The organism is Oricola sp., assembly GCF_965230365.1.
Lineage (GTDB): Bacteria > Pseudomonadota > Alphaproteobacteria > Rhizobiales > Rhizobiaceae > Oricola.
Window position 1 is genome coordinate 1,254,415 of sequence record NZ_OZ246003.1, and the last position, 23,007, is coordinate 1,277,421.

The 23,007-nt window shown below is 63.1% G+C and carries 24 protein-coding genes; 21 read left to right on the forward strand and 3 right to left on the reverse strand.

The genetic code is table 11. From position 1 onward, the window contains the following. Nucleotides 1-14: 14 nt before the first annotated feature. Complete coding sequence (locus ACO06R_RS06065) at nt 15-845, reverse strand: MBL fold metallo-hydrolase (RefSeq protein ID WP_421857362.1); 831 nt, start codon at nt 843-845, stop codon at nt 15-17. A gap of 174 nt (nt 846-1,019) precedes the next feature. On the opposite strand from ACO06R_RS06065, the gene ACO06R_RS06070 reads away from it, so the two are divergent. Next, on the forward strand, nt 1,020-1,772 hold the full coding sequence (locus tag ACO06R_RS06070; RefSeq protein WP_421857364.1) for a YebC/PmpR family DNA-binding transcriptional regulator: 753 nt from the start codon (nt 1,020-1,022) through the stop codon (nt 1,770-1,772). 10 nt (nt 1,773-1,782) lie between these two features. On the opposite strand, the gene ACO06R_RS06075 is transcribed toward ACO06R_RS06070, so the two are convergent. Beyond that, nucleotides 1,783-2,505 carry a TSUP family transporter gene (locus ACO06R_RS06075; protein ID WP_421857366.1) on the reverse strand — a complete coding sequence of 241 codons (723 nt, stop codon included), beginning with the start codon at nt 2,503-2,505 and terminating at the stop codon, nt 1,783-1,785. Between the two features lie 175 nt (nt 2,506-2,680). Between ACO06R_RS06075 and ruvC the strand changes: the two genes are divergently transcribed. From ruvC to ftsH, 14 genes are all read left to right on the forward strand, one after another. Beyond that, entirely contained in the window at nt 2,681-3,187 is a 507-nt protein-coding gene (gene ruvC / locus ACO06R_RS06080; RefSeq protein WP_421857368.1) for a crossover junction endodeoxyribonuclease RuvC, read from the forward strand. Nucleotides 3,188-3,318: 131 nt separating this feature from the next. Beyond that, the gene (gene ruvA / locus ACO06R_RS06085) at nt 3,319-3,933 is read left to right on the forward strand and encodes a Holliday junction branch migration protein RuvA (protein WP_421857370.1); all 615 of its coding nucleotides are present in this window, start codon (nt 3,319-3,321) and stop codon (nt 3,931-3,933) included. A 58-nt stretch (nt 3,934-3,991) separates the two neighbouring features. Next, nucleotides 3,992-4,276 carry an AbrB/MazE/SpoVT family DNA-binding domain-containing protein gene (locus ACO06R_RS06090; protein WP_421857372.1) on the forward strand — a complete coding sequence of 95 codons (285 nt, stop codon included), beginning with the start codon at nt 3,992-3,994 and terminating at the stop codon, nt 4,274-4,276. After that, entirely contained in the window at nt 4,273-4,674 is a 402-nt protein-coding gene (locus ACO06R_RS06095; protein ID WP_421857374.1) for a PIN domain-containing protein, read from the forward strand. The genes ACO06R_RS06090 and ACO06R_RS06095 overlap by 4 nt, the downstream gene beginning before the upstream one ends. Beyond that, nucleotides 4,671-5,729: a Holliday junction branch migration DNA helicase RuvB gene (ruvB, locus tag ACO06R_RS06100; RefSeq protein WP_421857376.1), complete on the forward strand. Its 1,059-nt coding sequence runs from the start codon at nt 4,671-4,673 to the stop codon at nt 5,727-5,729. The genes ACO06R_RS06095 and ruvB overlap by 4 nt, the downstream gene beginning before the upstream one ends. Further along, nucleotides 5,726-6,172, forward strand: a complete 447-nt coding sequence (gene ybgC, locus ACO06R_RS06105) for a tol-pal system-associated acyl-CoA thioesterase (protein ID WP_421857378.1) — start codon at nt 5,726-5,728, stop codon at nt 6,170-6,172. The genes ruvB and ybgC overlap by 4 nt, the downstream gene beginning before the upstream one ends. Nucleotides 6,173-6,406: 234 nt before the next feature. After that, on the forward strand, nt 6,407-7,138 hold the full coding sequence (tolQ, locus tag ACO06R_RS06110) for a protein TolQ (protein WP_421857380.1): 732 nt from the start codon (nt 6,407-6,409) through the stop codon (nt 7,136-7,138). A 21-nt stretch (nt 7,139-7,159) separates the two neighbouring features. Next, complete coding sequence (gene tolR, locus ACO06R_RS06115) at nt 7,160-7,615, forward strand: protein TolR (protein ID WP_421857382.1); 456 nt, start codon at nt 7,160-7,162, stop codon at nt 7,613-7,615. A 6-nt stretch (nt 7,616-7,621) separates the two neighbouring features. Further along, nucleotides 7,622-8,686: a TonB C-terminal domain-containing protein gene (locus ACO06R_RS06120; protein ID WP_421857384.1), complete on the forward strand. Its 1,065-nt coding sequence runs from the start codon at nt 7,622-7,624 to the stop codon at nt 8,684-8,686. A gap of 50 nt (nt 8,687-8,736) precedes the next feature. Continuing rightward, a complete protein-coding gene (gene tolB, locus ACO06R_RS06125) occupies nt 8,737-10,038 on the forward strand; it encodes a Tol-Pal system beta propeller repeat protein TolB (RefSeq protein ID WP_421859242.1) in 1,302 nt (433 codons plus the stop codon). An 88-nt stretch (nt 10,039-10,126) separates the two neighbouring features. Then, nucleotides 10,127-10,678, forward strand: coding sequence for a peptidoglycan-associated lipoprotein Pal (gene pal, locus ACO06R_RS06130; RefSeq protein ID WP_421857386.1), 552 nt, complete (start codon nt 10,127-10,129; stop codon nt 10,676-10,678). A 139-nt stretch (nt 10,679-10,817) separates the two neighbouring features. Beyond that, nucleotides 10,818-11,750 (forward strand): tol-pal system protein YbgF, encoded by a 933-nt coding sequence (gene ybgF / locus ACO06R_RS06135; protein WP_421857388.1) that lies wholly within the window; start codon nt 10,818-10,820, stop codon nt 11,748-11,750. Next, complete coding sequence (tilS, locus tag ACO06R_RS06140) at nt 11,744-12,853, forward strand: tRNA lysidine(34) synthetase TilS (RefSeq protein ID WP_421857390.1); 1,110 nt, start codon at nt 11,744-11,746, stop codon at nt 12,851-12,853. The genes ybgF and tilS overlap by 7 nt, the downstream gene beginning before the upstream one ends. Before the next feature lie 108 nt (nt 12,854-12,961). Next, nucleotides 12,962-14,893, forward strand: coding sequence for an ATP-dependent zinc metalloprotease FtsH (gene ftsH / locus ACO06R_RS06145; protein WP_421857392.1), 1,932 nt, complete (start codon nt 12,962-12,964; stop codon nt 14,891-14,893). 30 nt (nt 14,894-14,923) lie between these two features. Here ftsH and ACO06R_RS06150 read toward each other — a convergent pair whose 3' ends face one another. Then, the gene (locus ACO06R_RS06150) at nt 14,924-15,562 is read right to left on the reverse strand and encodes a TetR/AcrR family transcriptional regulator (RefSeq protein ID WP_421857394.1); all 639 of its coding nucleotides are present in this window, start codon (nt 15,560-15,562) and stop codon (nt 14,924-14,926) included. A 69-nt stretch (nt 15,563-15,631) separates the two neighbouring features. On the opposite strand from ACO06R_RS06150, the gene ACO06R_RS06155 reads away from it, so the two are divergent. From ACO06R_RS06155 to ACO06R_RS06180, 6 genes are all read left to right on the forward strand, one after another. Next, nucleotides 15,632-16,867, forward strand: coding sequence for a parallel beta-helix domain-containing protein (locus tag ACO06R_RS06155; protein ID WP_421857396.1), 1,236 nt, complete (start codon nt 15,632-15,634; stop codon nt 16,865-16,867). Further along, complete coding sequence (locus ACO06R_RS06160) at nt 16,864-17,928, forward strand: SO2930 family diheme c-type cytochrome (protein ID WP_421857398.1); 1,065 nt, start codon at nt 16,864-16,866, stop codon at nt 17,926-17,928. The genes ACO06R_RS06155 and ACO06R_RS06160 overlap by 4 nt, the downstream gene beginning before the upstream one ends. A gap of 128 nt (nt 17,929-18,056) precedes the next feature. Continuing rightward, nucleotides 18,057-19,409: a phosphoglucosamine mutase gene (glmM, locus tag ACO06R_RS06165; RefSeq protein WP_421857400.1), complete on the forward strand. Its 1,353-nt coding sequence runs from the start codon at nt 18,057-18,059 to the stop codon at nt 19,407-19,409. A 162-nt stretch (nt 19,410-19,571) separates the two neighbouring features. Next, nucleotides 19,572-20,447, forward strand: a complete 876-nt coding sequence (locus ACO06R_RS06170; RefSeq protein ID WP_421857402.1) for an outer membrane protein — start codon at nt 19,572-19,574, stop codon at nt 20,445-20,447. Nucleotides 20,448-20,633: 186 nt separating this feature from the next. Next, a complete protein-coding gene (locus tag ACO06R_RS06175) occupies nt 20,634-21,596 on the forward strand; it encodes an outer membrane protein (protein ID WP_421857404.1) in 963 nt (320 codons plus the stop codon). A 180-nt stretch (nt 21,597-21,776) separates the two neighbouring features. Then, nucleotides 21,777-22,955 carry a phosphoserine transaminase gene (locus ACO06R_RS06180; RefSeq protein WP_421857406.1) on the forward strand — a complete coding sequence of 393 codons (1,179 nt, stop codon included), beginning with the start codon at nt 21,777-21,779 and terminating at the stop codon, nt 22,953-22,955. The last annotated feature ends 52 nt before the right edge of the window (nt 22,956-23,007 follow it).

The following is a 23,007-nucleotide window of genomic DNA, read 5'->3' on the forward strand; positions in this document are numbered from 1 at the left end:
CCGGAACCTGATTTCTATCCGCGGGTGGCCAGTCCCGCCGGCACCATGATGGTCGGGCGTTTCGGCAGGTCGCGAATGCCGATCGTCACCGTACTGGTGTCAAGAAACTCGACGGCGAAGTCCGGGCCCATCATCGATATGAAGCTGGTTATGCTGTTGCCGCGCAAATGCATCGGCAGGACGACGGATGAGCGCAGCCGCCCGGTGATCTCGGCCATGCCGGCATGCGACAGGGTCAACCCGCCATCGACCGGCACCATCAGAATGTCAAGCCGGCCGATTTCGGCATAGTGGGCATCGGTCAATGCATGGTGGAGGTGGCCGAGATGGCCGATGCAAAGGCCGGCGACCTCGAAGATGAAAATCGAATTGTCCTCAGGCACCATGCCGCCCTCCCAGGAGCGGATATCGGTGGTGACATTGCGGATATAGACATCGTCGACGACTGTCCGGTGTTCGGCCGGTTCCGGCCCGTCCGGGTTCCAGCCCGGCAACACGTGCTCGATACGGCTGTCGGGCGACAGCGTGTAGTGGGTTGAATGGGCGCGATTCATAGTGATGACGCGCGGTATCGGATTTGCGCCATAGACGCCGGAAAAGTCTGTGGCGATGGTCACACCGGCGGGCGTTTCGATGCGGTAGGTGGAATGGCCAGCAAAGGTGATGGCGACTTCGCCGGTGACCGCCAGCGGCGTGTCGGCCGTCGAGACGAAGATCACGCCCGGCAGAGCCTGTGCGACGGCCAGGCACTGACTGACCGGCGGCTCGTTCGCCGGCTGCGCTGTCGCGCCGGCCGGTACGGCTACCGCAATGAAGGCTACACGGAGAAACTGCACGAACCGCATGATGATCGCTCCGAAGTCGGGGTGCATGCAGGAGAGTGTAGGGGGATTGCCGGCGAAGTCGAATCGCAAATTGGCGGCCTTGGCCCATACCGGCCGCGAGCGCTGGACGAGCGGTCACGCTTTCACTATAAGCCCGCCAATCTTCAAGGCATCATCAGATTTCGGCGTTGGATCATGGCAGGTCATTCCAAATTCAAGAACATCATGCACCGCAAGGGCCGCCAGGACGCGGCGCGGTCGAAGCTGTTTTCGCGGCTCTCCAAGGAAATCACCGTGGCGGTGAAGATGGGCGGCGGCACCACCGACCCTGACATGAACCCGCGCCTGCGCCTTGCGATCCAGAACGCCAAGGGCCAGTCGATGCCCAAGGACAACATCCAGCGCGCCATTAACAAGGGTGCTGGCGGTGACGGCGAGGACTACAAGGAAATGCGCTATGAGGGCTACGGTCCCGGCGGCGTCGCTGTGATTGTCGAGGCGCTAACCGACAATCTCAATCGCTCGGCGTCGAACGTGCGCGCTGCATTCTCCAAAAATGGCGGGTCGCTGGGCGAGACTGGCTCGGTTTCGTTCATGTTCGACCGTGTTGGCGAGATCGTCTACAAGCCGGAAGCCGGCGATGCGGACACGATCATGGAAGCGGCCATCGAGGCTGGCGCTGACGACGTGGAGAGCGGCGAGGAAGGCCACACGATTACCTGCGCATTCGAGGAACTCGGTTCTGTTTCCAAGGCGCTCGGCGAAGCGCTTGGCGATGCGGAATCGGTCAATGCGGTCTGGAAACCGCAAAACCGCACGCCTGTCGACGAGGACCGCGCCAGCACGCTGATGAAGTTGCTCGACGCGCTTGACGACGATGACGATGTGCAGAACGTCTACTCCAACGAAGACATCGCCGACGACGTGTTGACGAAGCTGTCGGCCTGACCAGCTCCGTTCAGCCACGCAGCATGTCGAGCGCCGGCAGGGTCAGCACCGCCGCGGTGATGATGATACCGAAGGCGATGCGCCGATAGGCTGTCTCGGTTGCTTGCCCGAACATGCGGGCGCCGATAAGCAGCGCGACGAGAAAGAGCGGCGCGCTTATGAAGCCGAGCGTTAACGCTTCACGTGTGACTAGGCCGGCGCTGATCAACCCGATGCCAGCGAACCACTGTGCGACAGTCAGAAAGACGATCAGATGGGCGCGCACGAAACCGGCCCCATTTGACTGCGCCATCCAGTAGAGGACAACCGGCGGACCGGGCACGCCCATGGAGCCGCCGAGAAAACCGGCTAGACCGCCGACACCGGCGCGCACGGCCAGGCTACGCGGCCCGGTGTATTTCCAGCCGGACCACAGGCAAACCGCCGCAAGGATGATGACAGCCGACATGCACCAGCGCAGCACGCCGGTGTCTCCGGTTTTCAAGAACCAGATGCCAAGCGGCAGTAGACAGGCATATCCGGCGACAACTGGTGCGAGTTCGGCCAAGCTGACCTTGCGCAGCGTCGGTATGACCAGTGGCAGTGCAGGCAGCGTGTCGAGCACCAGGAACACCACCACAGCGTGTTGCGGGCTGTAGGCGGCGGCTGCGACCGGAACAACGATCATACCGGCGCCAAAGCCGGAGAAACCCCGCACGACACCGGCGGCGAAGACTGCAATCAGCACCGCCACGAGCGCTGGATCCACAGGGATTGAGAGAACCGCCAAAAACAAGCCTCGAAGAACAGACGCGATGCCATGGCATGACGATGGCAATGGTACAAGCGAGCGGGCCGGCGTTTTCTCTTTGTTCACATTTTGCGCGACAATGACACAGCATTCGGGATAGCTTGGCGGCGGAGGGCGCATGCAACAGGCGATTCGCATTATCGGTATCGATCCCGGCTTGCGCCGGACCGGCTGGGGCGTGGTTGAGAGCCTCGGCAACAGCCTGCGTTTTGTCGGTTCTGGCACCGTGCGTTCCAACGACAAGGCCGATCTGGCGTCGCGATTGTGCCAATTGCATGACGGGCTGTCCGACATCATGCACGTCCACATGCCGATGGAAGCCGCCGTGGAACAGACCTTCGTCAACAAGGATGCGACGGCGACGCTGAAACTTGGCCAGGCGCGCGGCATCGCCATGCTGGTGCCGGCAAGGGCAGGCATTCCGGTCGCCGAATATGCCCCGAACGCGGTCAAGAAGGCGGTGGTGGGCGCCGGGCATGGCGACAAGCGGCAGATCCACATGATGGTCCGCGTGCTGATGCCGAAGGCGACATTCGACAGCGACGACGCGGCAGATGCGCTGGCGATCGCCATCTGTCACGCGCACAACCGCTTGGGTGTGACAGCGCGGGCGGCGTATGCGTAAATGTTTTTGACTTGTTCCGGTGAATGTAACAGGCAGCTCTGCATAGACATGAGGCGGTTGGACATGGAGCTTGCGGTCACGCTTAGACCCCGTTTTGCGGGGACAAAGTTTCTTGCTCGGGAAGCGCATCGATGATCGGCAAGCTGAAAGGGACGGTCGACGAGATTGGCGAGGATCACGCGATCATCGACGTGCACGGGGTTGGCTATGTCGCCTATTGTTCGGTGCGCACGCTTGCCGGCCTCAACGAAGGCGAGGCGGCGGTTCTATCTATCGAGACCTATGTGCGCGAAGACATGATCCGGCTTTACGGCTTCAAATCGCCGTTGGAGCGTGAGTGGTTTCGGCTGTTGCAGAGCGTGCAGGGCGTCGGCGCCAAGGTGGCGCTGGCGGTGCTGTCGACCCTGACAGCCGCCGATCTCGCCAATGCGATCGCGCTGCAGGACAAGGCGATGATCGCACGGGCGCCCGGTATCGGCCCGAAAGTGGCGCAGCGCATCGTCACCGAACTGAAGAACAAGGCACCGGCGGCTGCGGGCGCGGAGGCGGGGACCATCGGGCTGAAGCAGGAGCTCGGCGAAGGCGCGGCGCCGGCGCCTGTCGCCGACGCGGTCTCGGCACTCGCTAATCTGGGCTATGCGCGCGATCAGGCGGCAAATGCGGTCGCCGCAGCGCTGAAGGACGCGGGCGAGAACCCTGAGGCGGCCACATTGATTCGGCTGGGGCTGAAGGAACTGGCGCGGTGAAGGCTTCCTTGCTATTCCTGGTATTCCTTACTATTTTCGAAAAGTAAGGAGAAGAAGCATGGGCGATAGCGCGACGATTACCTCCAAAGGCCAGTTGACGGTCCCGAAAAGTGTGCGCGACAGACTGAAGCTTAAGGCGGGCGACCGGGTCGAGTTCATCGAGATCGACGGCAAGACGGTTATCCGTGCGCGCAATCTCAGGGCTGCCGACCTCGCCGGCGTTCTCGGTCCGCCGCCAAGCGGAGATTCCTTGACGCTGAAGGAAATCGACGAGGCTATCGCGGATGCGGTGGCGGAGGACGATGTGCGCATCGCAGGCGGGCAGGAAAACGGTCGCAGATGATCGGTGTCGACACAAACGTGCTGCTGCGGTTCCTCGTCGAGGACGACAATGCCGCGCAACGCTCCGCCGCCATCCGCTTCATGCGGGAGCGAAGCGCTGACGATCCCGCATATATCGGCCTTGTGACCCTCGCCGAGACAATATGGGTGCTGCGGAAGCGGCTTCGCTATCCTTGGGAGCGCATACGTCAGTCCTTCGCGTTGTTGCTCGATTCTTCCGATTTCGTTTTTGCCGAGCACGACCGGCTGGTCATCCTTCTGGACGATAGTTCGGCGCCCGGTTGCGATCCGGCGGATTACCTGATCGCATGGGCGAATGAGCGGGCCGGATGTTCGGCCACAGTTACGTTCGACCGGGACGCGGCGAAATCGATTGCGACAATGGAGTTTCTGCGATGAGCGATTCGGCTCGGCTGATCTCGCCCGACAAACGCGGCGAAGACGCCGACGCGACACTGCGGCCGCGGTCGCTCGACGATTTTACCGGCCAGGCGGCGGCACGGGCCAATCTGAAAGTGTTCATCGCGGCGGCGAAGAACCGCGGCGAGGCGCTCGACCATGTGTTGTTCGTCGGTCCACCGGGCCTCGGCAAGACAACGCTGGCGCAGATCATGGCCAACGAACTCGGTGTCAATTTCCGCGCCACGTCGGGCCCCGTGATCGCCAAGGCGGGCGATTTGGCCGCACTGCTGACCAATCTGGAAGAGCGCGACGTACTGTTCATCGACGAGATCCACCGGCTGAGCCCGGCGGTCGAAGAAATCCTCTATCCTGCGATGGAGGACTTCCAACTCGACCTGATCATCGGCGAGGGGCCGGCGGCGCGGTCGGTGAAGATCGACCTGGCCAAATTCACGCTGGTGGCGGCGACGACGCGGCTCGGGCTTCTGACGACGCCGCTGCGCGACCGGTTCGGCATTCCGGTCAGGCTCGATTTCTACACCGAGACGGAACTGGAGGCGATCGTCAGGCGCGGGGCGCGGATCATGGGGATGGCGATGGCCGATGACGGGGCGCTGGAGATCGCGCGCCGGGCGCGGGGCACGCCGCGCATCGCCTCGCGGCTGCTGCGGCGGGTACGCGATTTCGCCGACGTGGCACGCGCCGATGAGGTGACGCGGAAAATCGCCGACGAGGCGCTGTCGCGCCTCGATGTCGATGCCATCGGCCTCGACATGCTGGACCGGCGCTATCTCTCGATGATCGCAATGAATTTCGGCGGCGGGCCGGTCGGCATCGAGACCATCGCTGCCGGCCTGTCGGAGCCGCGCGACGCCATCGAGGATATCATCGAACCCTATCTGATCCAGAAGGGCTTCATCCAGCGCACGCCGCGCGGGCGGATGCTGACGGCCAATGCCTGGACGCATCTGGGCCTCGACGCGCCGAAAGACCTTGCCGCGATGCAGGCAAACCTGTTCGGCGGCGAAGGCGGGGGAAACGGACAGGTATGACGGAACAGTCCGGCGATCTATCCGGCAGCCTGACCGGCAGCGGCCACGAATTGCAAGCCCGCGTCTATTATGCCGACACCGATTTTTCCGGTGCGGTCTACCATGCGCGTTACCTGGAGTTCCTTGAACGCGGACGGTCGGACTTCCTTCGGCTGTTGGGTGTACATCATACCGAACTGGAGAAGGGCCAGACCGGCGAGACGGTCTACTGGGTGGTGCGCCGCATGGAGATCGGCTTTCACGCAGCCGCCCGGATCGACGATGTGTTGACCGTACGGACAGGAGTCGCGGAAATCGGTGGCGCGCGCATCCGCATGGCCCAGGAGATCATGCGTGGCGACGAGCGGCTGATTGATGCGCGGGTCGAGGCGGCGCTGATCAATGCTGTCGGCCGGCCGCGCCGTTTTCCGCGCGAATGGGCGGCGCTGTTTGCCCGGCACTGACCCGCGAAGCAGAAAATGTCATGAAAAGAACATGTTTGACCGCGATTCGCTAACGACGCGTTAAGGATAACGATTCATGAATGGAAAGGTTCGCAAAGTGCCTTTCCAACGCCTTTGTTTGAACCAAATTATCGTCGAGAGCCGGTTCAGGCCGGGTATGAGCGACAGCCAGGAACCTCTTGCGCCATTTGGCCAGACCGAAACTCCCCGGATCGATGACCAGAGGATAGTCATATGGAAAACATCGCCCTTGCAGCACCAGGCAGTGAGGTTTCGCTGTGGGCGCTGTTCATGGAAGCGGGTCTCGTCGTCAAGCTGGTGATGATCGGGCTCGTGCTGGCATCGGTCTGGTCCTGGGCGATCATGGTCGACAAGTGGCTGTCATTTACGCGGTTGCGGCGCGCCTTCGACCGTTTCGAGGACACGTTCTGGTCCGGCCAGTCGCTGGAGGAACTGTATCGCACACTGGCCGAGCGCAAGCCTAGCGGCATGGGTGCACTGTTTGTTGCCGCGATGCGCGAATGGAAGAAATCCTTTGAGCGCGGCGCGCGTTCGCCGATCAGCCTTGAAAGCAGGATCGATCGGGCGATGGACGTGGCGCTGTCGCGCGAGATGGACGGCATCGAAAGCCGGCTCGGCTATCTCGCCTCGATCGGCTCGGCGGCACCGTTCATCGGCTTGTTTGGCACCGTCATCGGCATCATGACATCGTTCCAGGCAATCGCCGGATCGGAATCGACCAATCTGGCGGTCGTTGCGCCGGGTATCGCCGAAGCGCTGCTGGCCACCGCGCTCGGCCTGATGGCGGCCATTCCGGCGGTGATCGGTTACAACAAGCTGAGCGCCGACGCCGCCAAGCTCGCCGGGCGCATGGAGGCATTCGCCGACGAATTCTCGGCAATCCTGTCGCGCCAGATCGACGAGCGCTCCAATGCGCCGGCGTCGCGCGCCCAGGCCGCACAGTAACGGCGCGCCGGGAGCCAAGCCATGGCGATGTCACTCAACAATAGCGGCGGCGGACGCGGCAGGCGCAGGGCGCGCCGCCACAACCGTGCGCAGATGATATCCGAAATCAACGTCACGCCGTTTGTCGACGTGATGCTGGTGCTGCTGATCATTTTCATGGTCGCGGCGCCGCTCTTGACCGTCGGCGTGCCGATCGACCTGCCGGAAACGCGCGCCGCGGCGCTCAACTCCGACACGCAGCCGATCACCATTTCGATTGGCGACGGCGGCGAGATTTTCGTCCAGGAAACGGCGATCCCGATCGACGAGGTGGTGCCGAAACTGGAAGCCATCGCCCAGACCGGATATGACGAGCGGATTTACATCCGCGGCGACCAGAATGCCGACTACGGTACCATCATGAAGGTGATGGGCCGGATCAACGAGGCCGGCTTCAAGAATCTCGGCCTTGTCACCCTGCAGGAACAGGACGGCTAGCGCGACATGCGTGTCGGCCTCGCCACATCCAGCATGCTACATGCCGTCATCCTCGGATGGGGCATGTTCGCCATGCGGGCGCCGGAGCAGTTCGACGTGGCGGATGTGGAATCGCTGCCGGTCGAACTGGTGTCGATTGCCGAACTGACGCAGATCCAGCGCGGCGCGGAAGAGGCCCGCAAGGACGGTCCGGCTGCGCCCGAGCCGACCATCGAAGCGCCGACCGTCGAGGACGCCGAGAATGTCGGCGACAAGGAACGCGACCAGGCCGCACCCGAAACCGACGAGCAAAAGCCGGTCGAGGTGGATCAGGCCGTGCTGCCCAAGCCGTCGGAAGCGCCGGTGCCGGAGCCGGTGGAGCGCCCGGAGCCGGTGCGTGAAGACATCCAGGCGCCGGAACCCGAACCGGTGCCGGCAACCGAGGTCGCAGCACTCCCCGAACCGCGCCAGGAGGTGACGCCGGATCCCGTCAGCGAGGCGATCGAGGCCGCCGAGCCGCTGCCGGAGGAGCTGACGGAAACCTCGCGAATCCCAGACAACGTGCCGGTTCCCGCATTGCGCCCGGAACAGCCTCCGGCGCAGACGGCCAAGACGAACGAGCGGCGCGCCAGCGAGCCGGAGCCGCAGACGGCAACCGCGCCGAATGCGCCCGACAGCGATTCGCAGGAAGACGAGGTGGCTGCGCTGCTCAATCAGGAGCAGGCTTCAGGCGGTGGCGCGCAACGTTCGGCACGCGATGCCTCGTTTGGCGGCTTGCGCAACACCGGCGGCTCGGAACTGACCCAAAGCGAGATGGACGCATTGCGCGCCCAGATCCAGGCCTGCTGGAACCCGCCGGCCGCGCTCGGGGCGGAGGAACTCAAGGTTTCGGTGCGGTTCAAGCTCGACCCGTCAGGTATGGTCGAGGGCCGGCCGGACGTCACGCGCAGCTCGGGAAACCGGGCCGCCGACGACAGTGCGAGGCGCGCGATCCTGATTTGCGGGCAGCGCGGTTACAAATTGCCCGCCGAGAAGTATGACTCATGGCGCGATGTTGTGGTGAATTTCGATCCGGGCGAGATGTTCCGGTGACCGTGGCTGGCGGTTCACACCTCGCAGCGAGGGGCTGGAAGGAAGATATGATGAAGCAATTCGTGGTTCGCATTGCGGCGGTGCTGCTGGGGCTGGCGGCGCTTTGCCTGCCGGCGCGGGCGCTGGTGGAAATCGATATCAACCAAGGCAATGTCGCGCCCTTGCCGATCGCGATCACCGATTTCCTGGCGAGTGACACCATGGGCGCCGAAATCGCGGGCGTGGTCATCGCCGACCTGAAACGCTCCGGGCTGTTCGCGCCGGTCGCCAAGGGCGCTTTCATCGAGAAAGTGACCAATCCGGACGTGGTGCCGCGTTTCGAGGACTGGCGCGTTATCAACGCGCAGGCGCTGGTAACGGGCCGGGTCGTCGAAGAGCCGGGTGGGCGATTGCGCGCCGAATTCCGGCTGTGGGACACGTTTGCCGGCGAGCAGATGCTCGGCGAGCAGTTCTTCACAACGCGTGAAAACTGGCGCCGCGTCGCGCACATCATCGCCGACGCCATCTATGAGCGGCTGACGGGAGAGAAGGGCTATTTCGACACCCGCATCGTGTTCGTCGCCGAAACAGGTCCGCGCGATTTCCGCACCAAGCGGCTGGCGATCATGGACCAGGACGGCGCCAATGTGCGTTATCTGACCCGTGGCGACGACATCGTTCTGACGCCGCGCTTCTCGCCGACGCGCCAGGAAATCACCTACATGGATTTTGCCGGCGGCGAACCGAAGGTCTATCTCTTACAACTGGAAACCGGACAGCGCGAACTGGTCGGCGATTTTCCGGGCATGACCTTCAGTCCACGCTTCTCGCCCGATGGCCAGCGCATCATCATGAGCCTGGAGCAAAGCGGCAATGCCAACATCTACTCGATGGACCTTTCGACGCGCCAGACGACGAGGCTGACCAACACAACGGCCATCGACACCTCGCCGTCGTTTTCGCCGGACAGCACACGGGTCGTATTTGAGTCCGACCGCGGCGGCCGCCAGCAGCTTTACGTCATGAGCGCACTGGGCGGCGAACCGCAGCGTATCTCGTTCGGCAACGGCTCCTATTCGACGCCGGTGTGGTCGCCGCGCGGTGACCTGATCGCCTTCACCAAGCAATCTGGCGGCCAGTTTTCCATCGGCGTCATGCGGCCCGACGGGTCCGGCGAGCGCATCTTGACGACCGGGTTTCACAATGAAGGGCCGACCTGGGCGCCGAACGGGCGGGTGTTGATGTTCTTCCGCCAGCAGGCGGGCAGTGGCGGACCGCGGCTCCACTCTATCGACCTGACCGGCCGCAACGAACAACAAGTGCCGACACCCGACTACGGATCGGATCCGGCATGGTCGCCATCGTTGGAGTAAAGCGCCCAAATTGCGCCACAGGCAGTGCCGAAACTGGCGCGGGTTTACGAAAGATTAACCGCGATTCTTGAGCGGCGGTTAACTGCAAATGAGTTACCGAACCATCAACGCAATCGATAAAAGCCCAGGAGAAGCGGCCATGCGCCGAATTCGCTTCGCATCAATCAAGCCGGTGGCGATTGTCCTGCTGGCCGGGCTGGCAGCAGCCGGCTGCGCCAACCGCAAAAACGCTTTGCCCAACAATCCGGGCGATCTCGGTCTCGGTGCGTCGCCGGGCACCTCGCAGGACTTCACCGTCAATGTCGGCGACCGGATCTTCTTCGATACGGATTCCTCGTCGATCCGCCTCGATGCCCAGCAGACGCTGGCACGCCAGGCGCAGTGGCTGGCGCAGTATCCCAACTACGCGATCACCATCGAAGGGCATGCCGACGAGCGCGGTACGCGCGAATACAACATCGCGCTCGGCGCACGCCGTGCGGCGGCGACTCGGGACTTCCTAGTGGCGCGCGGCATCAACCAGTCGCGAATCCGCACGATCTCGTATGGCAAGGAGCGTCCTGTGGCGACCTGCGACGATATCTCCTGCTGGTCGCAGAACCGGCGCGCCGTCACGGTGCTGGGCGGTCCGGCGAGTTAACCGGCGACGACATGAACTCTCGAAAGGCGGCCGCGGGCCGCCTTTTTCGTTCCGACAGCAGACAAAGTTTTGTCGAAGTTGGACGCTTAGTGGTAGGGCAGATCGGGGCTCGAGAATATTGTGGGGAGTGCAACACGAAATGACAGCATGCAAATGCATTGCGGTTCGCGGGATGATTGTCGGGCTGGCGCTTGCCGTGCTAGGCGCCGGTGCTGCGACCGCCACCGAGCGGCAACGATTGCCGGCCGGTTCCTATGAGATCGCGCAGGTCTCGGATCCGCGGGTTTTCACGCTCGAGGAGCAGGTCCGGCAACTTAACGGGCGCATCGAGGAACTGACATTCCAACTGCTGGAGATGCAGGAGCAGATGCGCCGCATGCAGGAGGATAACGAGTTCCGTTTCCAGGAACTCGAAAATCCCGGACGAGGCGGCAGCGCACCGGCCGACGACGCGGCACAGGCGGCTCCTATGCCGCCTGCCGCTGCGCCCGCTCTGGCGCCGACGCACGGAGCGGCGTCGGGAGCCGCAGTCGCGGAGGGTTCGTCGGAACGCGGCGCGCCGCCGCGCAATCTCGGCAAGCTGATCGTCGACGGCGACGGCAACGTGGTTGGCGGTGAAATGGACTTCTCGCAGGAGGCAATTGGTTCGGCGCTCGATAACGATTCAGTGGCCAGCGTCATTCGCACGAACGATCCCGAAGCCTTTTATCGGGAAGGCTATCAGCATGTGCTGGCCGGCGATTACGCCAACGCCGAAGGTGTCTTCCGGTCGTTCATCGAGCAGTTTCCAAGTGACCCGCTGGCCCCAGATGCCCGGTTCTGGCTGGGTGAGAGCGTTTCCGGGCAGGGCCGCCTTGAAGAGGCGGTCGAGATTTTTATCGCCGTGCAAAGCGATTTCCCGCAGATGCAGAAAGCGCCTGAAACGCTTCTCAAGATCGGCCAGATCATGGCCGCGCTCGGCAATCGCGACGTCGCCTGCGTGACTTTCGACGATGCCGTGACCAGCTATCCGACCATGTCGCAGTCCGTACAAATGCGTATTCGTGAAGAGCGCACAAAGGCAAAGTGCTGATCAACGGCCCTGCCGCATCGCCTGACGGGCGATCTCTTCCCTTCATCGATCTTGCCGGGGACGAACCCCTGGTTGCCGCGCTTTCGGGCGGCAGCGATTCGACAGCACTTGTGCTTCTCATACGCGAGGCGCTGGCGGCGCGGGACATGGCGCAAAGGCTCGTCGCGGTGACCGTCGACCACGGATTGCGCCCGGAATCGGCGGCAGAAGCAGAGCGCGCCGCCACGTTCTGCGCGCAACACGATATTCCCCACGAAACGCGTGTATGGAACCAGGAAAAACCGGCCACCGGGCTCCAGAAAGCGGCCCGCGAAGCGCGCTACCGGCTGCTCGCCGAGGCGGCCGCCGTGCGCGGCGCGGCCTGCGTGCTGACCGGCCACACTTTCGACGATCAATGCGAGACGATCGCCATGCGCGCGATGCGTGGGGCGGGACGGGGCGCTTCCGGAATCGCGCCGGCGACGCTTTTCGCGCAGCAAACCTGGTTTGCCAGGCCGTTGCTGGCCATGAGGCGTGATGACTTGCGCGACTGGTTGCGCCAGGCCGGCGAGTGCTGGATCGACGACCCGTCGAACGAGGATCCGGTCTTCGAACGCGTGCGCATGCGCAGGCAACTGGCCGCATCCGGCGTGGAGTCGACCGCTGCCGACCACCGGGCGCTGTTCGAAGCCCGGCGTGCCGCCGCGCAGGCCGCAGCCGGCATCGTCGCCGATGAACGGACATGGCGCTTCGAGGCTGGCGGCGCTAGGGCGCTGCTTTTGCCTGGTTCGCCGGCCGCAACGCAGGGCTTTGCCCTGGCGCTGGCGGCGGTTCTCGCCAAGGTCGGAAACTGTGCGCATCTGCCGGGCGGACAGCGGCTGGAGGAGGCGTTGCGGTTCGTCGGCTCGGCGGACAATGGTGAAGGGCTGACCGTGTCCGGTTGCCTGCTTGTAAAGCGGGCCGGTGCTACGGCAATCGAGCCGGAAGCGCGTAACGCGAGACGTGCCGGATTTGCCTATGATACGCTTGTTCCATTACCCGATCTTGCCCTCGCCGATGCCATTGGCCGGCGCTGCGGGCGACCGCCGCTGCCGGAGCCTCCGCTCGCCAGTTACCCTGTTTGAAGAAGTTCGCCGGCCTGGCGCATGGGAACGCCTTGGCAATCACCGGCTTCGTACCTATGTTGGTCGATAAATCCCCCGAGTGTATTTCGGGGCAGTCAAGGGAAGATCATGAACCCCAATTACCGGAATTTCGCGCTCTGGGCGATCATCGCGCTTATGCTGATCGCCTTGTTCAACATGTTCGACAATCAGCCGCAATCGGCTGCGAGCCGCGACGTCGCCTATTCGCAATTCCTTGATGACGTTGCTTCCGGGCGAGTCAAGTCGGTGACGATCTCGGGTGACCGGATCAGCGGAACCTATAACGATTCCGGCGCGCCGTTTCAGACATATTCGCCGGGCGACAACACGCTCGTGGAGCGCCTTGAGGGTCAGGGCGTCGAGATCCGGGCGCGCCCGGAAACCGACGGCTCGAACTCGTTCCTGTCCTACATCATCACCTGGTTGCCGATGATCATCATTCTCGGCGTGTGGATCTTCTTCATGCGCCAGATGCAGGGCGGTGGTTCGCGCGCCATGGGATTCGGCAAGTCGCGCGCCAAGCTGCTCACCGAAGCGCATGGCCGCGTTACTTTCGCGGATGTCGCCGGTGTCGACGAGGCCAAACAGGATCTTGAAGAAATCGTCGAATTCCTGCGCGATCCGCAGAAGTTCCAGCGGCTGGGCGGCAAAATCCCGCGCGGTGTGCTTTTGGTTGGACCGCCCGGAACCGGTAAAACCTTGCTGGCGCGTTCCGTAGCCGGCGAAGCCAACGTTCCGTTCTTCACGATTTCGGGTTCGGACTTCGTCGAAATGTTCGTCGGCGTTGGCGCAAGCCGCGTGCGAGACATGTTCGAACAGGCTAAGAAGAACTCGCCCTGCATCATCTTCATCGACGAGATCGATGCAGTCGGTCGTCACCGCGGTGCTGGTCTTGGCGGCGGCAATGACGAACGCGAGCAGACGCTGAACCAGTTGCTGGTCGAGATGGATGGCTTCGAGGCAAACGAATCGATCATCCTGATTGCCGCCACCAACCGGCCTGACGTTCTCGATCCGGCGCTGCTGCGGCCAGGCCGCTTCGACCGCCAGGTTACTGTGCCGAACCCGGATGTTTCGGGCCGCGAGAAGATTCTGCGCGTGCATGTGCGTAACGTGCCGCTGGCGCCGAATGTCGACCTCAAGGTGGTGGCGCGCGGCACGCCCGGCTTTTCCGGTGCCGACCTGATGAACCTGGTCAACGAGTCCGCGTTGCTGGCCGCACGCCGCAACAAGCGGTTGGTGACCATGCAGGAGTTCGAGGACGCCAAGGACAAAATCCTGATGGGCGCCGAGCGCCGCACGCTCGCCATGACCGAGCAGGAAAAGGAAAAGACCGCCTATCACGAGGCCGGTCACGCCATCGTTGCGATCAAGGTGCCGGAGGCCGATCCGCTGCACAAGGCGACGATCGTGCCGCGCGGACGGGCGTTGGGCATGGTGATGCAGTTGCCGGAAGGCGACCGCGTCTCAATGAATTACACCGAGATGGTGTCGCGGCTGGCGATCATGATGGGCGGGCGTATCGCCGAGGAAATGAAGTACGGCAAGGACCGCATTACCTCCGGCGCCGCATCCGACATCCAACAGGCGACCAAACTTGCCCGGGCGATGGTCACGCAGTGGGGCTTTTCCGACAAGCTTGGATGCGTTGCCTATGGTGAAAACCAGGAGGAGGTGTTTCTCGGCCATTCGGTTGCGCGTACCCAGAATGTCTCCGAAGAGACCGCACAGATTATCGACGGCGAAGTGCGTCGGCTGATCGACGAGGCCTATGCCGAGGCGCGCCGGATTTTGACCGAGTATCGCGACGGCTGGATTGCAATCGCCGAAGGGTTGCTGGAGTTCGAAACGCTGACCGGTGACGAGGTCAAGGGCCTCATCGAAGGCAAGAAGCCCGACCGCGACATGGGTGACGACACGCCGCCGTCGCGCGGTTCGGCGGTGCCGAAAACCGGGTCGAGCCGCAAGCCCGGCGGCGAACCGGATACCGGTGGCATGGAGCCGCAGCCGCAGGGCTGACGAATGCGAAGAAACCGGGCCGCTGGCCCTCTAGACCCCGCCTTGTGGCGGGGTTTTTTCTTGGAACATCCTCTGAAATGCGAGGCTTGCGTGGGCCCCGAGTTCGCGCCGGATCTCCGCGCGATCCGCCGGCGCATCGCGCATCAGGTACAAGTCGACCAGATTCGACAGGATGGCGAACAGGATATTAAGGCGGCCCGCAGTGATGCGTTCGGCAGGGACGCCGAGCCCGGCCAGTGCCGGCGCGATCAGCTCACCGATGATTTTGGCCTCGCCGGCCCGGTTCGTCAGCCCCGGATCGAGGCGGCGCATTTCCCGTAGCAGCAAGGTATGTGCCGGAATTGCCTCGGCCGCGCCGATATAGGCGTCCAGCAAGCGCTCGATGGACTGCAGCGGCTCGCCATCCGCCAATGGTGCGGACATCTCTTCCGCGCATTGTGCGACAATGCGCGACACTGTCGCGTCGTACGCGGCCGCCAGTAGCGCATTGCGATCAGGGTAGTAGCGGTAGATCGTGCCGACCGCGACGCCGCACAGCGAGGCGATGCGGGTCGTGGTCACCGCCTCGCAGCCCTCGGTTTCGGCAAGTCTCTCGACAGCGGTCAGAAGTTGTGCCTGGGTCTTGCGTGCCCGGTTTTGGACAGGTTCGAGAATCGATGTTGTTGACATGAAAGTGAAGAAGATTCATTTTTGACGTGCTTTCGCTACAATCACTCAAATCCAGTCGGGAGGAAACCCTTGAAAACCGAGCGGACTGCACTTTTGATCGCTGCCGTTACGGCATTTTTCATCAGTGGTGCGGCCAACGCGGCCGATGTGAGAGTGACGCCGGAAGATGGCGCCGAGGCACTTATCGAGGCGCTGATCCTGGCAGAGGAAGGCGATACGATTGCGCTTGGTGTCGGGCGTTTCGAACTCGATGACGGCCTGTCGCTGGACGCCGACGGAGTTGTCCTGCGCGGTGCGGGCGCCGATGCGACGATCTTGTCGTTCAAGGGCCAAGCCGGCGGCGGCGAGGGGCTTCTCGTGACATCCGACCGTGTGGTGCTGGAGGATTTCGCCGTCGAGGACACCAAGGGCGATGGCATCAAGGCGAAGGGCAGCGACGAGATCACGTTTCGCGATCTACGGGTTGAATGGACCAATGGTCCCGACCCAGAAAATGGCGCCTATGGTATTTACCCGGTTTCTTCCCGCAATGTGCTGGTGGAAGGTGTGACGGTGCGCGGTGCGTCGGATGCCGGTATCTATGTGGGGCAGAGCCAGAATATCATCGTTCGCGGCAGCCGTGCCGAATTCAACGTCGCCGGGATCGAGATCGAGAATTCGTTTCGCGCCGACGTTTACGGCAATGTCGCCACCCGCAATACCGGCGGTATTCTGATTTTCGACCTGCCGAACCTGCCGCAGCAGGGCGGCCATGATATCCGCGTCTTCGACAATGACGTGTTCGACAACGATACAGCGAATTTCGCGCCCGAGGGCAACATTGTCGGCATCGTGCCGCGCGGCATGGGCATCATGGTGATGGCCAACCGCAATGTGCATGTCTTCGGCAACCGCCTTGCCGGCAATGCGACGACGCATGTTTTGGTGGCGGCGTACCCAAACGCGTATGAAGATGAAGACTACATGTTCGTGCCGCGCGGGGTCTATATCCACTCCAACGCGTATGGCGAGGGCGGTGGCGACCCGACCGGAGAGGTCGGCGAGCTGATCGCGGGCTTGACCGGCAAGCCGGTGCCCGACATCGTGTGGGACGGGGTGACGCGCATTCCCGAATGGCTGTCCTGGACGGCGCGCGAAAACCGTATCTTCATCGACGAGGCCGCCGACACGACCTTCGCCAATCTGCGGATGATCACGCAACTGGTCCTGCCGTTCGACGTATCGCCCTACCGCAATATCAGCACCCACCGCGGCGCGCTGGACGAACCGGCGCCTGTCGTGCTGCCGCAGGACGAGCGCTCGTGACAAGGCCCTGGCGGGCCGTCGCGGCATTGATGGCCGTCGCGCTGGCGGCGGTTTTTGCGGGCGCGTCCGCACACGCGGTCGACGAAACCGCAATCAACGCGGCCAAGCCGCCGCGCATGCTGTCGCAGTACGGCTTTTTTACCGACCTCGCAGCGCAGGTTCCGGCCGGCCGGGTGTTGCCGTTCGAACCGTCGACGCAACTTTTCACCGATCACGCCCGCAAGATGCGTTTCGTCTATGTGCCGACAGGCGCGGCGGCGGTCTATGGCGACCGCGAGGCTTTTGCGTTTCCGGTCGGTTCGGCGCTCGTCAAGACATTCGCCTATCCGTCGGTGCCGGGCGATCCGGCATCGCCACCAAGGTTGATCGAAACCCGCGTGCTGGCGCGCCAGAGCGATGGCTGGGCGGCCTCGGCCTATGTGTGGAACGAGGAGCAGACGGACGCGAAGCTGGCACTCGCCGGCAAGACGCTCGCCCTGGTGGCGACGACGGAGGGCGGCGAGACGGTCGATGTCACCTACCGCGTACCGAACCGAAACCAGTGCAAGGGATGTCACGAGGTCGGCGGCGAGGTTGCGCCCATCGGGCCGAAAGCGCGCAACCTCAACCATGCCTTTGCCTATTCAGACGGGCCGCAAAACCAGATTGCGGGCTGGGCGGATGCGGGGATCCTGACAGCGGTTCCGACACTCGACAGTGTGCCCGCCATGCCCGACGCGTTCGATCCCGATGCACCGCTCAACGCGCGGGCCCGCGCGTGGCTGGACATCAACTGCGCGCATTGCCATCGGGCCGACGGTCCGGCCAGCAATTCGGGCTTGTTTCTTGGTTGGAATGTCGACGACCCGGTGGCGCTCGGGATCGGCAAGCGACCGGTCGCAGCCGGCCGGGCGGCGCGCGGCGGGACCTATGATATCGAGCCCGGCAATCCCGATGCCTCGATCCTGTTGTTGCGCGTGGAGAGCAGCGAGCCGGGTGTGATGATGCCGGAACTGGGGCGTTCGGTCACAGACGACCGCGCTGTCGAACTGCTGCGCGAATGGATCGCTCAGATCGACTGAGCCTGCCGACGAAATCAACCATGTTCGCAGCTGTTCGCAAATTTGCTGGCATGGCGGTGTTCCTGTTCGCAGCGGCATATATTATGACGTGACGCGAACGACGCCTCCACAACAGAGCTGCCTACGACATGACCCGCAAGTACTTTGGAACCGATGGAATCCGCGGAGCCGCCAATGCGTTTCCGATGACACCGGAAATCGCAATGAAGGTCGGGATGGCGGCCGGCGTGGCGTTCCGGCGCGGCGGCCACCGCCACCGCGCGGTGATAGGCAAGGACACGCGGCTGTCCGGCTACATGCTAGAAAACGCGATGGTGGCCGGTTTCACCGCTGCCGGCATGGACGTGTTCCTGTTGGGGCCGGTGCCGACGCCCGCCGTCGCCATGCTGACGCGCACGCTGCGCGCCGATATCGGCGTGATGATCTCGGCGTCGCACAACCCGTTCTACGACAATGGCATCAAGCTGTTCGGTCCCGATGGCTACAAGTTGTCGGACGAGATCGAGTTGAAGATCGAAAGCATGATCGACAAGGACCTGTCCGGACGGATGTCGCGATCAGAGGCGATCGGCCGCGCCCACCGCGTGGAGGGCGATCTTTACCGCTACATCGAGGTGGCCAAACGAACCTTTCCGCGCGACATGACCCTTTCGGGCATGCGCGTCGTGGTCGACTGCGCCAACGGCGCTGCCTACAAGGCCGCCCCGTCCGCGCTCTGGGAACTGGGCGCCGATGTCGTCAACATCAACAACGAGCCGAACGGGCTCAACATCAATCTCAATTGCGGTTCGACGAACCCGACCGCGCTGTCGAAGAAGGTGCACGAGGTGCGCGCCGATCTCGGTGTGGCGCTCGATGGCGATGCCGACCGCGTGCTGATCGTCGATGAGAAGGGCGTGCTGGTCGATGGCGACCAATTGATGGCGATGATCGCCGAGCAGTGGCACAAGGAAGAGCGCCTGCTTGGCGGCGGCGTTGTCGCCACGGTGATGTCGAATCTCGGATTCGAGCGTTTCCTGAATGGCAGGGGGCTCGATCTGGTGCGCACGAAGGTCGGTGACCGCTACGTGGTCGAGCACATGCGCGAGCATGGCTACAATGTCGGCGGCGAGCAGTCCGGCCATATCGTTCTCAAAGACTATTCGACGACCGGAGATGGGCTGATTTCGGCCCTTCAGGTACTGGCTTGCATCAAGGCTTCGGGCCGGCCGGCGAGCGAAGTGTGCAAGAAGTTCGAGCCGGTGCCCCAGGTGCTCAAGAACGTGCGCTTCAAGGGCGGCGCGCCGCTTGAGGACGACCACGTGCAAGAGGCCATCGAAGAGGGACGCGAACGGCTTGGCGACAGCGGCCGGGTGGTGATCAGGCCGTCCGGTACGGAACCGGTCATCCGGGTGATGGCCGAAGGCGACGACCGCGGTACGGTCGAAGCGGTGGTCGACGACATTGTCAGTGCGATTGCCGATTTGAAGACCGCGGCCTGAGCTTCCGGCGGATTCGCCTCCCGCAACGGAAGGCGCGCGCCGGTTATGGCTAATAATTACAGTAAAAAAACAGGGTTAAGCGCGTTTTAACCTTTCACCGCCAGTATCTGCCCCGACACAGCAACGTGCCTGTTTCGTTTCTCGGGCTGGTGGAAGGATTGAATGATGAGACACGCGGTGAAACTCCTTGTGTGCGGCGCAGCGATCGCCGTAATCGGGTACCAACCGGCGATGGCAGCGGACGTGATTGTCCCGCCGATTATCGAAGCTCCGGTATTCGATGTGCCCGAACATGTGCCCGCCGCAGCGTCCGGCTGGTACCTGCGCGGTGATATCGGCTATGCGTGGGGCAGTTTCCGCGGCTCCGATTACTACACCTTCTGCACCGCCGGTCCTTGTGCGCCGCTCTCCGTTGGCAGCAACACGCTTTCGGGCGACCTGAAGGGCACGCTGACCTACGGCGCCGGCGTCGGCTACAAGATCAACCACCATCTGCGCACCGACCTGACGGTCGACTGGTACGAGAGCGATTTCAACGGCACGACCAGGGGTTCCTGCGGTGTCGCGGCGGACTGCGTGTCGACCGACATCGCATCGGTTTCGGCACTGGCCCTGATGGTCAACGCCTATGTAGACCTCGGCACTTACGGCAAGTTCACGCCTTACGTCGGCGGCGGCTTCGGTGGCGCGCATCTCGATTGGGGCAACCTGTCCAACACCGCCTGTGAAGTCGGCAACCCGGCGAACTGCGATCCGGAGATCGTTCACTGGGGCCACGCCTCATGGCGCTTCGCCTATGCCCTCATGGCCGGTGTCTCGGTTGACGTGACCTGCAACCTTGCCGCCGATGTCGGCTACCGCTGGCGCCGCATCGAAGCCGGCAGCATGTTCAGCTACGCGGCCAACACCGGCCCCGGCTACGACAAGGGTATCGACACCCACGAGGTTCGCGCCGGTTTGCGCTACCAACTCGGTGGCTGCGCCGAGAAGCCGGTCGAGGTTGTCTACCAGCCCGCACCGCTTCCGGTTTACAAGTAACCACAAAGACAATTCCGACAAAGAAACCGGTCGCCTTGGCGGCCGGTTTTTTTATGCTGATCAATAATTACCCAAGTTAATTAACATGTTTAACCGGCGCTTAACTGTTGTCCTTAATAGTGCGTGAAGAAGGCGTACCCGCGGTGCTTCGCCGCCCGGTCCCGGACAAAGTGAGAAAGTCGAGCCATGACGTACATGCTGAAACGGATACGCGCGATCGGTCTGGTCACGGCATGCCTTGCCGGCAGCGCGGCGATGGCGGCCGATGTCGACGGCGGTATCTTCACCGACGACGCCAATTTCGCCCGGCCGGCCGAACTCGGATCGGGCTGGTACATACGCGGCGATATCGGGATCAATTTCGATGGCCATCACGATGTCAGCATCAGCGGCAATCCGGTGGAGTCGACTTACCTTGACAACAATTTCACCGACAAGACGCATTTCTCGATCGGTGCGGGCTACCGGTTCAACGGTTTCCTGCGCATGGATGCCGGTCTCGGACGGCTTGCCGGCACCGACTACTCGTCGTCGCAGCTGATGTATGAGGATGGAACCGAGCCGCTCGGTACGCCGGCTGAACTAATCGTTCTGCCGGGAGACCCGAACCCGTGTAACGGGTGGGGGACATTCATCGATACGGTGACGGACGTCGAATACATCGACGACGACTTCATCACCAACTGTATCAACAAGGACACGGTCGAATACGACGTGACCTACGGCATGGTGAACGCCTATGCCGATCTCGGCAATTTCTACGGTTTCATGCCGTTCGTTGGCGCGGGCATCGGCGTCGGCCGCGTTTCCTGGCGCGAGGAGCTCGACTCGGTGGAGTGCGTACCGCAATCGGAGGATGTACGGGTCGAAGGCTGCCGCGCCTATGGCGTCGCCGACCAGCCGGCGGCGAACCAGCCCTACACCCAGCCTGGCACGGTCAGCAACGGCGTCGATTACCGTCTCGGCTGGGCGGTGACCGCGGGCCTTGCCTATGAAGTGACCGAAGCCGTGGTGGTCGAGGCGGCCTATCGCTACATGAACTTCGGCGGTCCGTCGCTGTCGTCGTCGGCCACGACGGGATCGTCGCTTTCGGCAACCGGCTATGGAACACACCAGGTCAATCTCGGCATGCGCTACAACATCTGGTAGGGTTGGCGACACACGAACGCTCCGGGGCCGCTGATGCGGCCCTTTTTCGTTAGTGATGTCGCTGATGCGATTTTGGCGCGATGCGACCGAAAACTGTCTTGACCGCGACACGTCCAGCCAGTACTGCCCGACGTGGGACACCTCTCCCCAACGAGAGGCTACTATCTGGAAGGGTAGACTATGACTGTGAACATCCCCACGCCGGACGTGCGTCCGGCCAATCCCCGTTTTTCATCCGGCCCCTGCTCGAAACGCCCGAATTGGGCGATCGGCAATATCGATACGTCGACGCTCGGGCGCTCCCACCGATCCAAGCCCGGCAAGGCGTTGCTGGCGAACGCCATCGCGCTGACGCGTGCGTTGTTGCGCGTTCCCGACACGCACCGCATTGGCATCGTGCCGGCATCCGACACCGGCGCTGTCGAAATGGCGCTTTGGTCGTTGCTCGGCGCCCGTGGCGTCGACATGGTGGCCTGGGAGTCCTTCGGCTCCGGCTGGGTGACCGATGTCGTCAAGCAGCTCAAGCTTGAGGATGTGCGCCGGATCGAGGCCGCCTACGGCGCGCTGCCCGATCTCTCGACAATCGATTTCAGCCGCGATGTCGTGTTCACCTGGAACGGCACGACCTCGGGCGTGCGCGTGCCGAACGGCGATTTCATCCCCGCCGACCGCGGAGGGCTGACGATCTGCGACGCGACCTCGGCGGCGTTTGCCCAGAACCTCGACTTCGACAAGCTCGATGTCACGACCTTCTCCTGGCAGAAGGTGCTGGGCGGCGAGGGCGGCCACGGCGTGATCATCCTGTCGCCGCGCGCCGTCGAGCGGCTCGAGACTTATTCGCCGGCCTGGCCGTTGCCGAAGATCTTCCGCATGACCAAGGGCGGCAAGCTGATCGAGGGCATCTTCAAGGGCGAGACGATCAACACCCCGTCGATGCTGTGCGTCGCCGACTATGTCGACGCGCTGAACTGGGCCAAGTCGATTGGCGGCCTCGATGCGCTGATGGCGCGCGCCGACGCCAACTTCGCGGCGATCCAGACCCATGTCGACGCCAGCGGCTGGCTGGAGAACCTGGCCACCGATCCGGTGTCGCGGTCCAACACGTCCGTTTGTCTGAAGATCGTCGATGCTGAGATCGCTGCTTTGCCGTCCGACGAGCAGGCGGCGTTTGCAAAGTCAATCGTGGCGCTGCTCGACGGCGCCGAGGTGGCGCTCGATATCGGTGCCTATCGCGATGCACCGTCCGGCTTGCGGATTTGGGCCGGCGCGACGGTGGAGACCTCCGATCTGGAGGCGCTCATGCCGTGGCTCGACTGGGCATTCGCGACCGCGAAATCGGCACTGAAACCGGCCGCCTGAACTTCCTGCGGGAGGCCGCCGGCCGCCCTTTTATCCGATCATTCAATTCCAG

Bases quoted from the DNA above. Each gene is read 5' to 3' on its own strand.
- ACO06R_RS06150 (WP_421857394.1), bottom strand. From the start codon at position 15,562: ATGTCAACAACATCGATTCTCGAACCTGTCCAAAACCGGGCACGCAAG.
- ACO06R_RS06070 (WP_421857364.1), top strand. From the start codon at position 1,020: ATGGCAGGTCATTCCAAATTCAAGAACATCATGCACCGCAAGGGCCGC.
- tolQ (WP_421857380.1), top strand. From the start codon at position 6,407: ATGGAAAACATCGCCCTTGCAGCACCAGGCAGTGAGGTTTCGCTGTGG.
- ybgF (WP_421857388.1), top strand. From the start codon at position 10,818: ATGACAGCATGCAAATGCATTGCGGTTCGCGGGATGATTGTCGGGCTG.
- pal (WP_421857386.1), top strand. From the start codon at position 10,127: ATGAGTTACCGAACCATCAACGCAATCGATAAAAGCCCAGGAGAAGCG.
- ACO06R_RS06170 (WP_421857402.1), top strand. From the start codon at position 19,572: ATGATGAGACACGCGGTGAAACTCCTTGTGTGCGGCGCAGCGATCGCC.
- ruvC (WP_421857368.1), top strand. From the start codon at position 2,681: ATGCAACAGGCGATTCGCATTATCGGTATCGATCCCGGCTTGCGCCGG.
- ACO06R_RS06120 (WP_421857384.1), top strand. From the start codon at position 7,622: ATGCGTGTCGGCCTCGCCACATCCAGCATGCTACATGCCGTCATCCTC.
- ACO06R_RS06065 (WP_421857362.1), bottom strand. From the start codon at position 845: ATGCGGTTCGTGCAGTTTCTCCGTGTAGCCTTCATTGCGGTAGCCGTA.
- ruvA (WP_421857370.1), top strand. From the start codon at position 3,319: ATGATCGGCAAGCTGAAAGGGACGGTCGACGAGATTGGCGAGGATCAC.
- ftsH (WP_421857392.1), top strand. From the start codon at position 12,962: ATGAACCCCAATTACCGGAATTTCGCGCTCTGGGCGATCATCGCGCTT.
- ACO06R_RS06090 (WP_421857372.1), top strand. From the start codon at position 3,992: ATGGGCGATAGCGCGACGATTACCTCCAAAGGCCAGTTGACGGTCCCG.
- tolR (WP_421857382.1), top strand. From the start codon at position 7,160: ATGGCGATGTCACTCAACAATAGCGGCGGCGGACGCGGCAGGCGCAGG.
- tolB (WP_421859242.1), top strand. From the start codon at position 8,737: ATGAAGCAATTCGTGGTTCGCATTGCGGCGGTGCTGCTGGGGCTGGCG.
- ACO06R_RS06180 (WP_421857406.1), top strand. From the start codon at position 21,777: ATGACTGTGAACATCCCCACGCCGGACGTGCGTCCGGCCAATCCCCGT.
- ACO06R_RS06175 (WP_421857404.1), top strand. From the start codon at position 20,634: ATGACGTACATGCTGAAACGGATACGCGCGATCGGTCTGGTCACGGCA.
- glmM (WP_421857400.1), top strand. From the start codon at position 18,057: ATGACCCGCAAGTACTTTGGAACCGATGGAATCCGCGGAGCCGCCAAT.
- ruvB (WP_421857376.1), top strand. From the start codon at position 4,671: ATGAGCGATTCGGCTCGGCTGATCTCGCCCGACAAACGCGGCGAAGAC.
- ACO06R_RS06095 (WP_421857374.1), top strand. From the start codon at position 4,273: ATGATCGGTGTCGACACAAACGTGCTGCTGCGGTTCCTCGTCGAGGAC.
- ybgC (WP_421857378.1), top strand. From the start codon at position 5,726: ATGACGGAACAGTCCGGCGATCTATCCGGCAGCCTGACCGGCAGCGGC.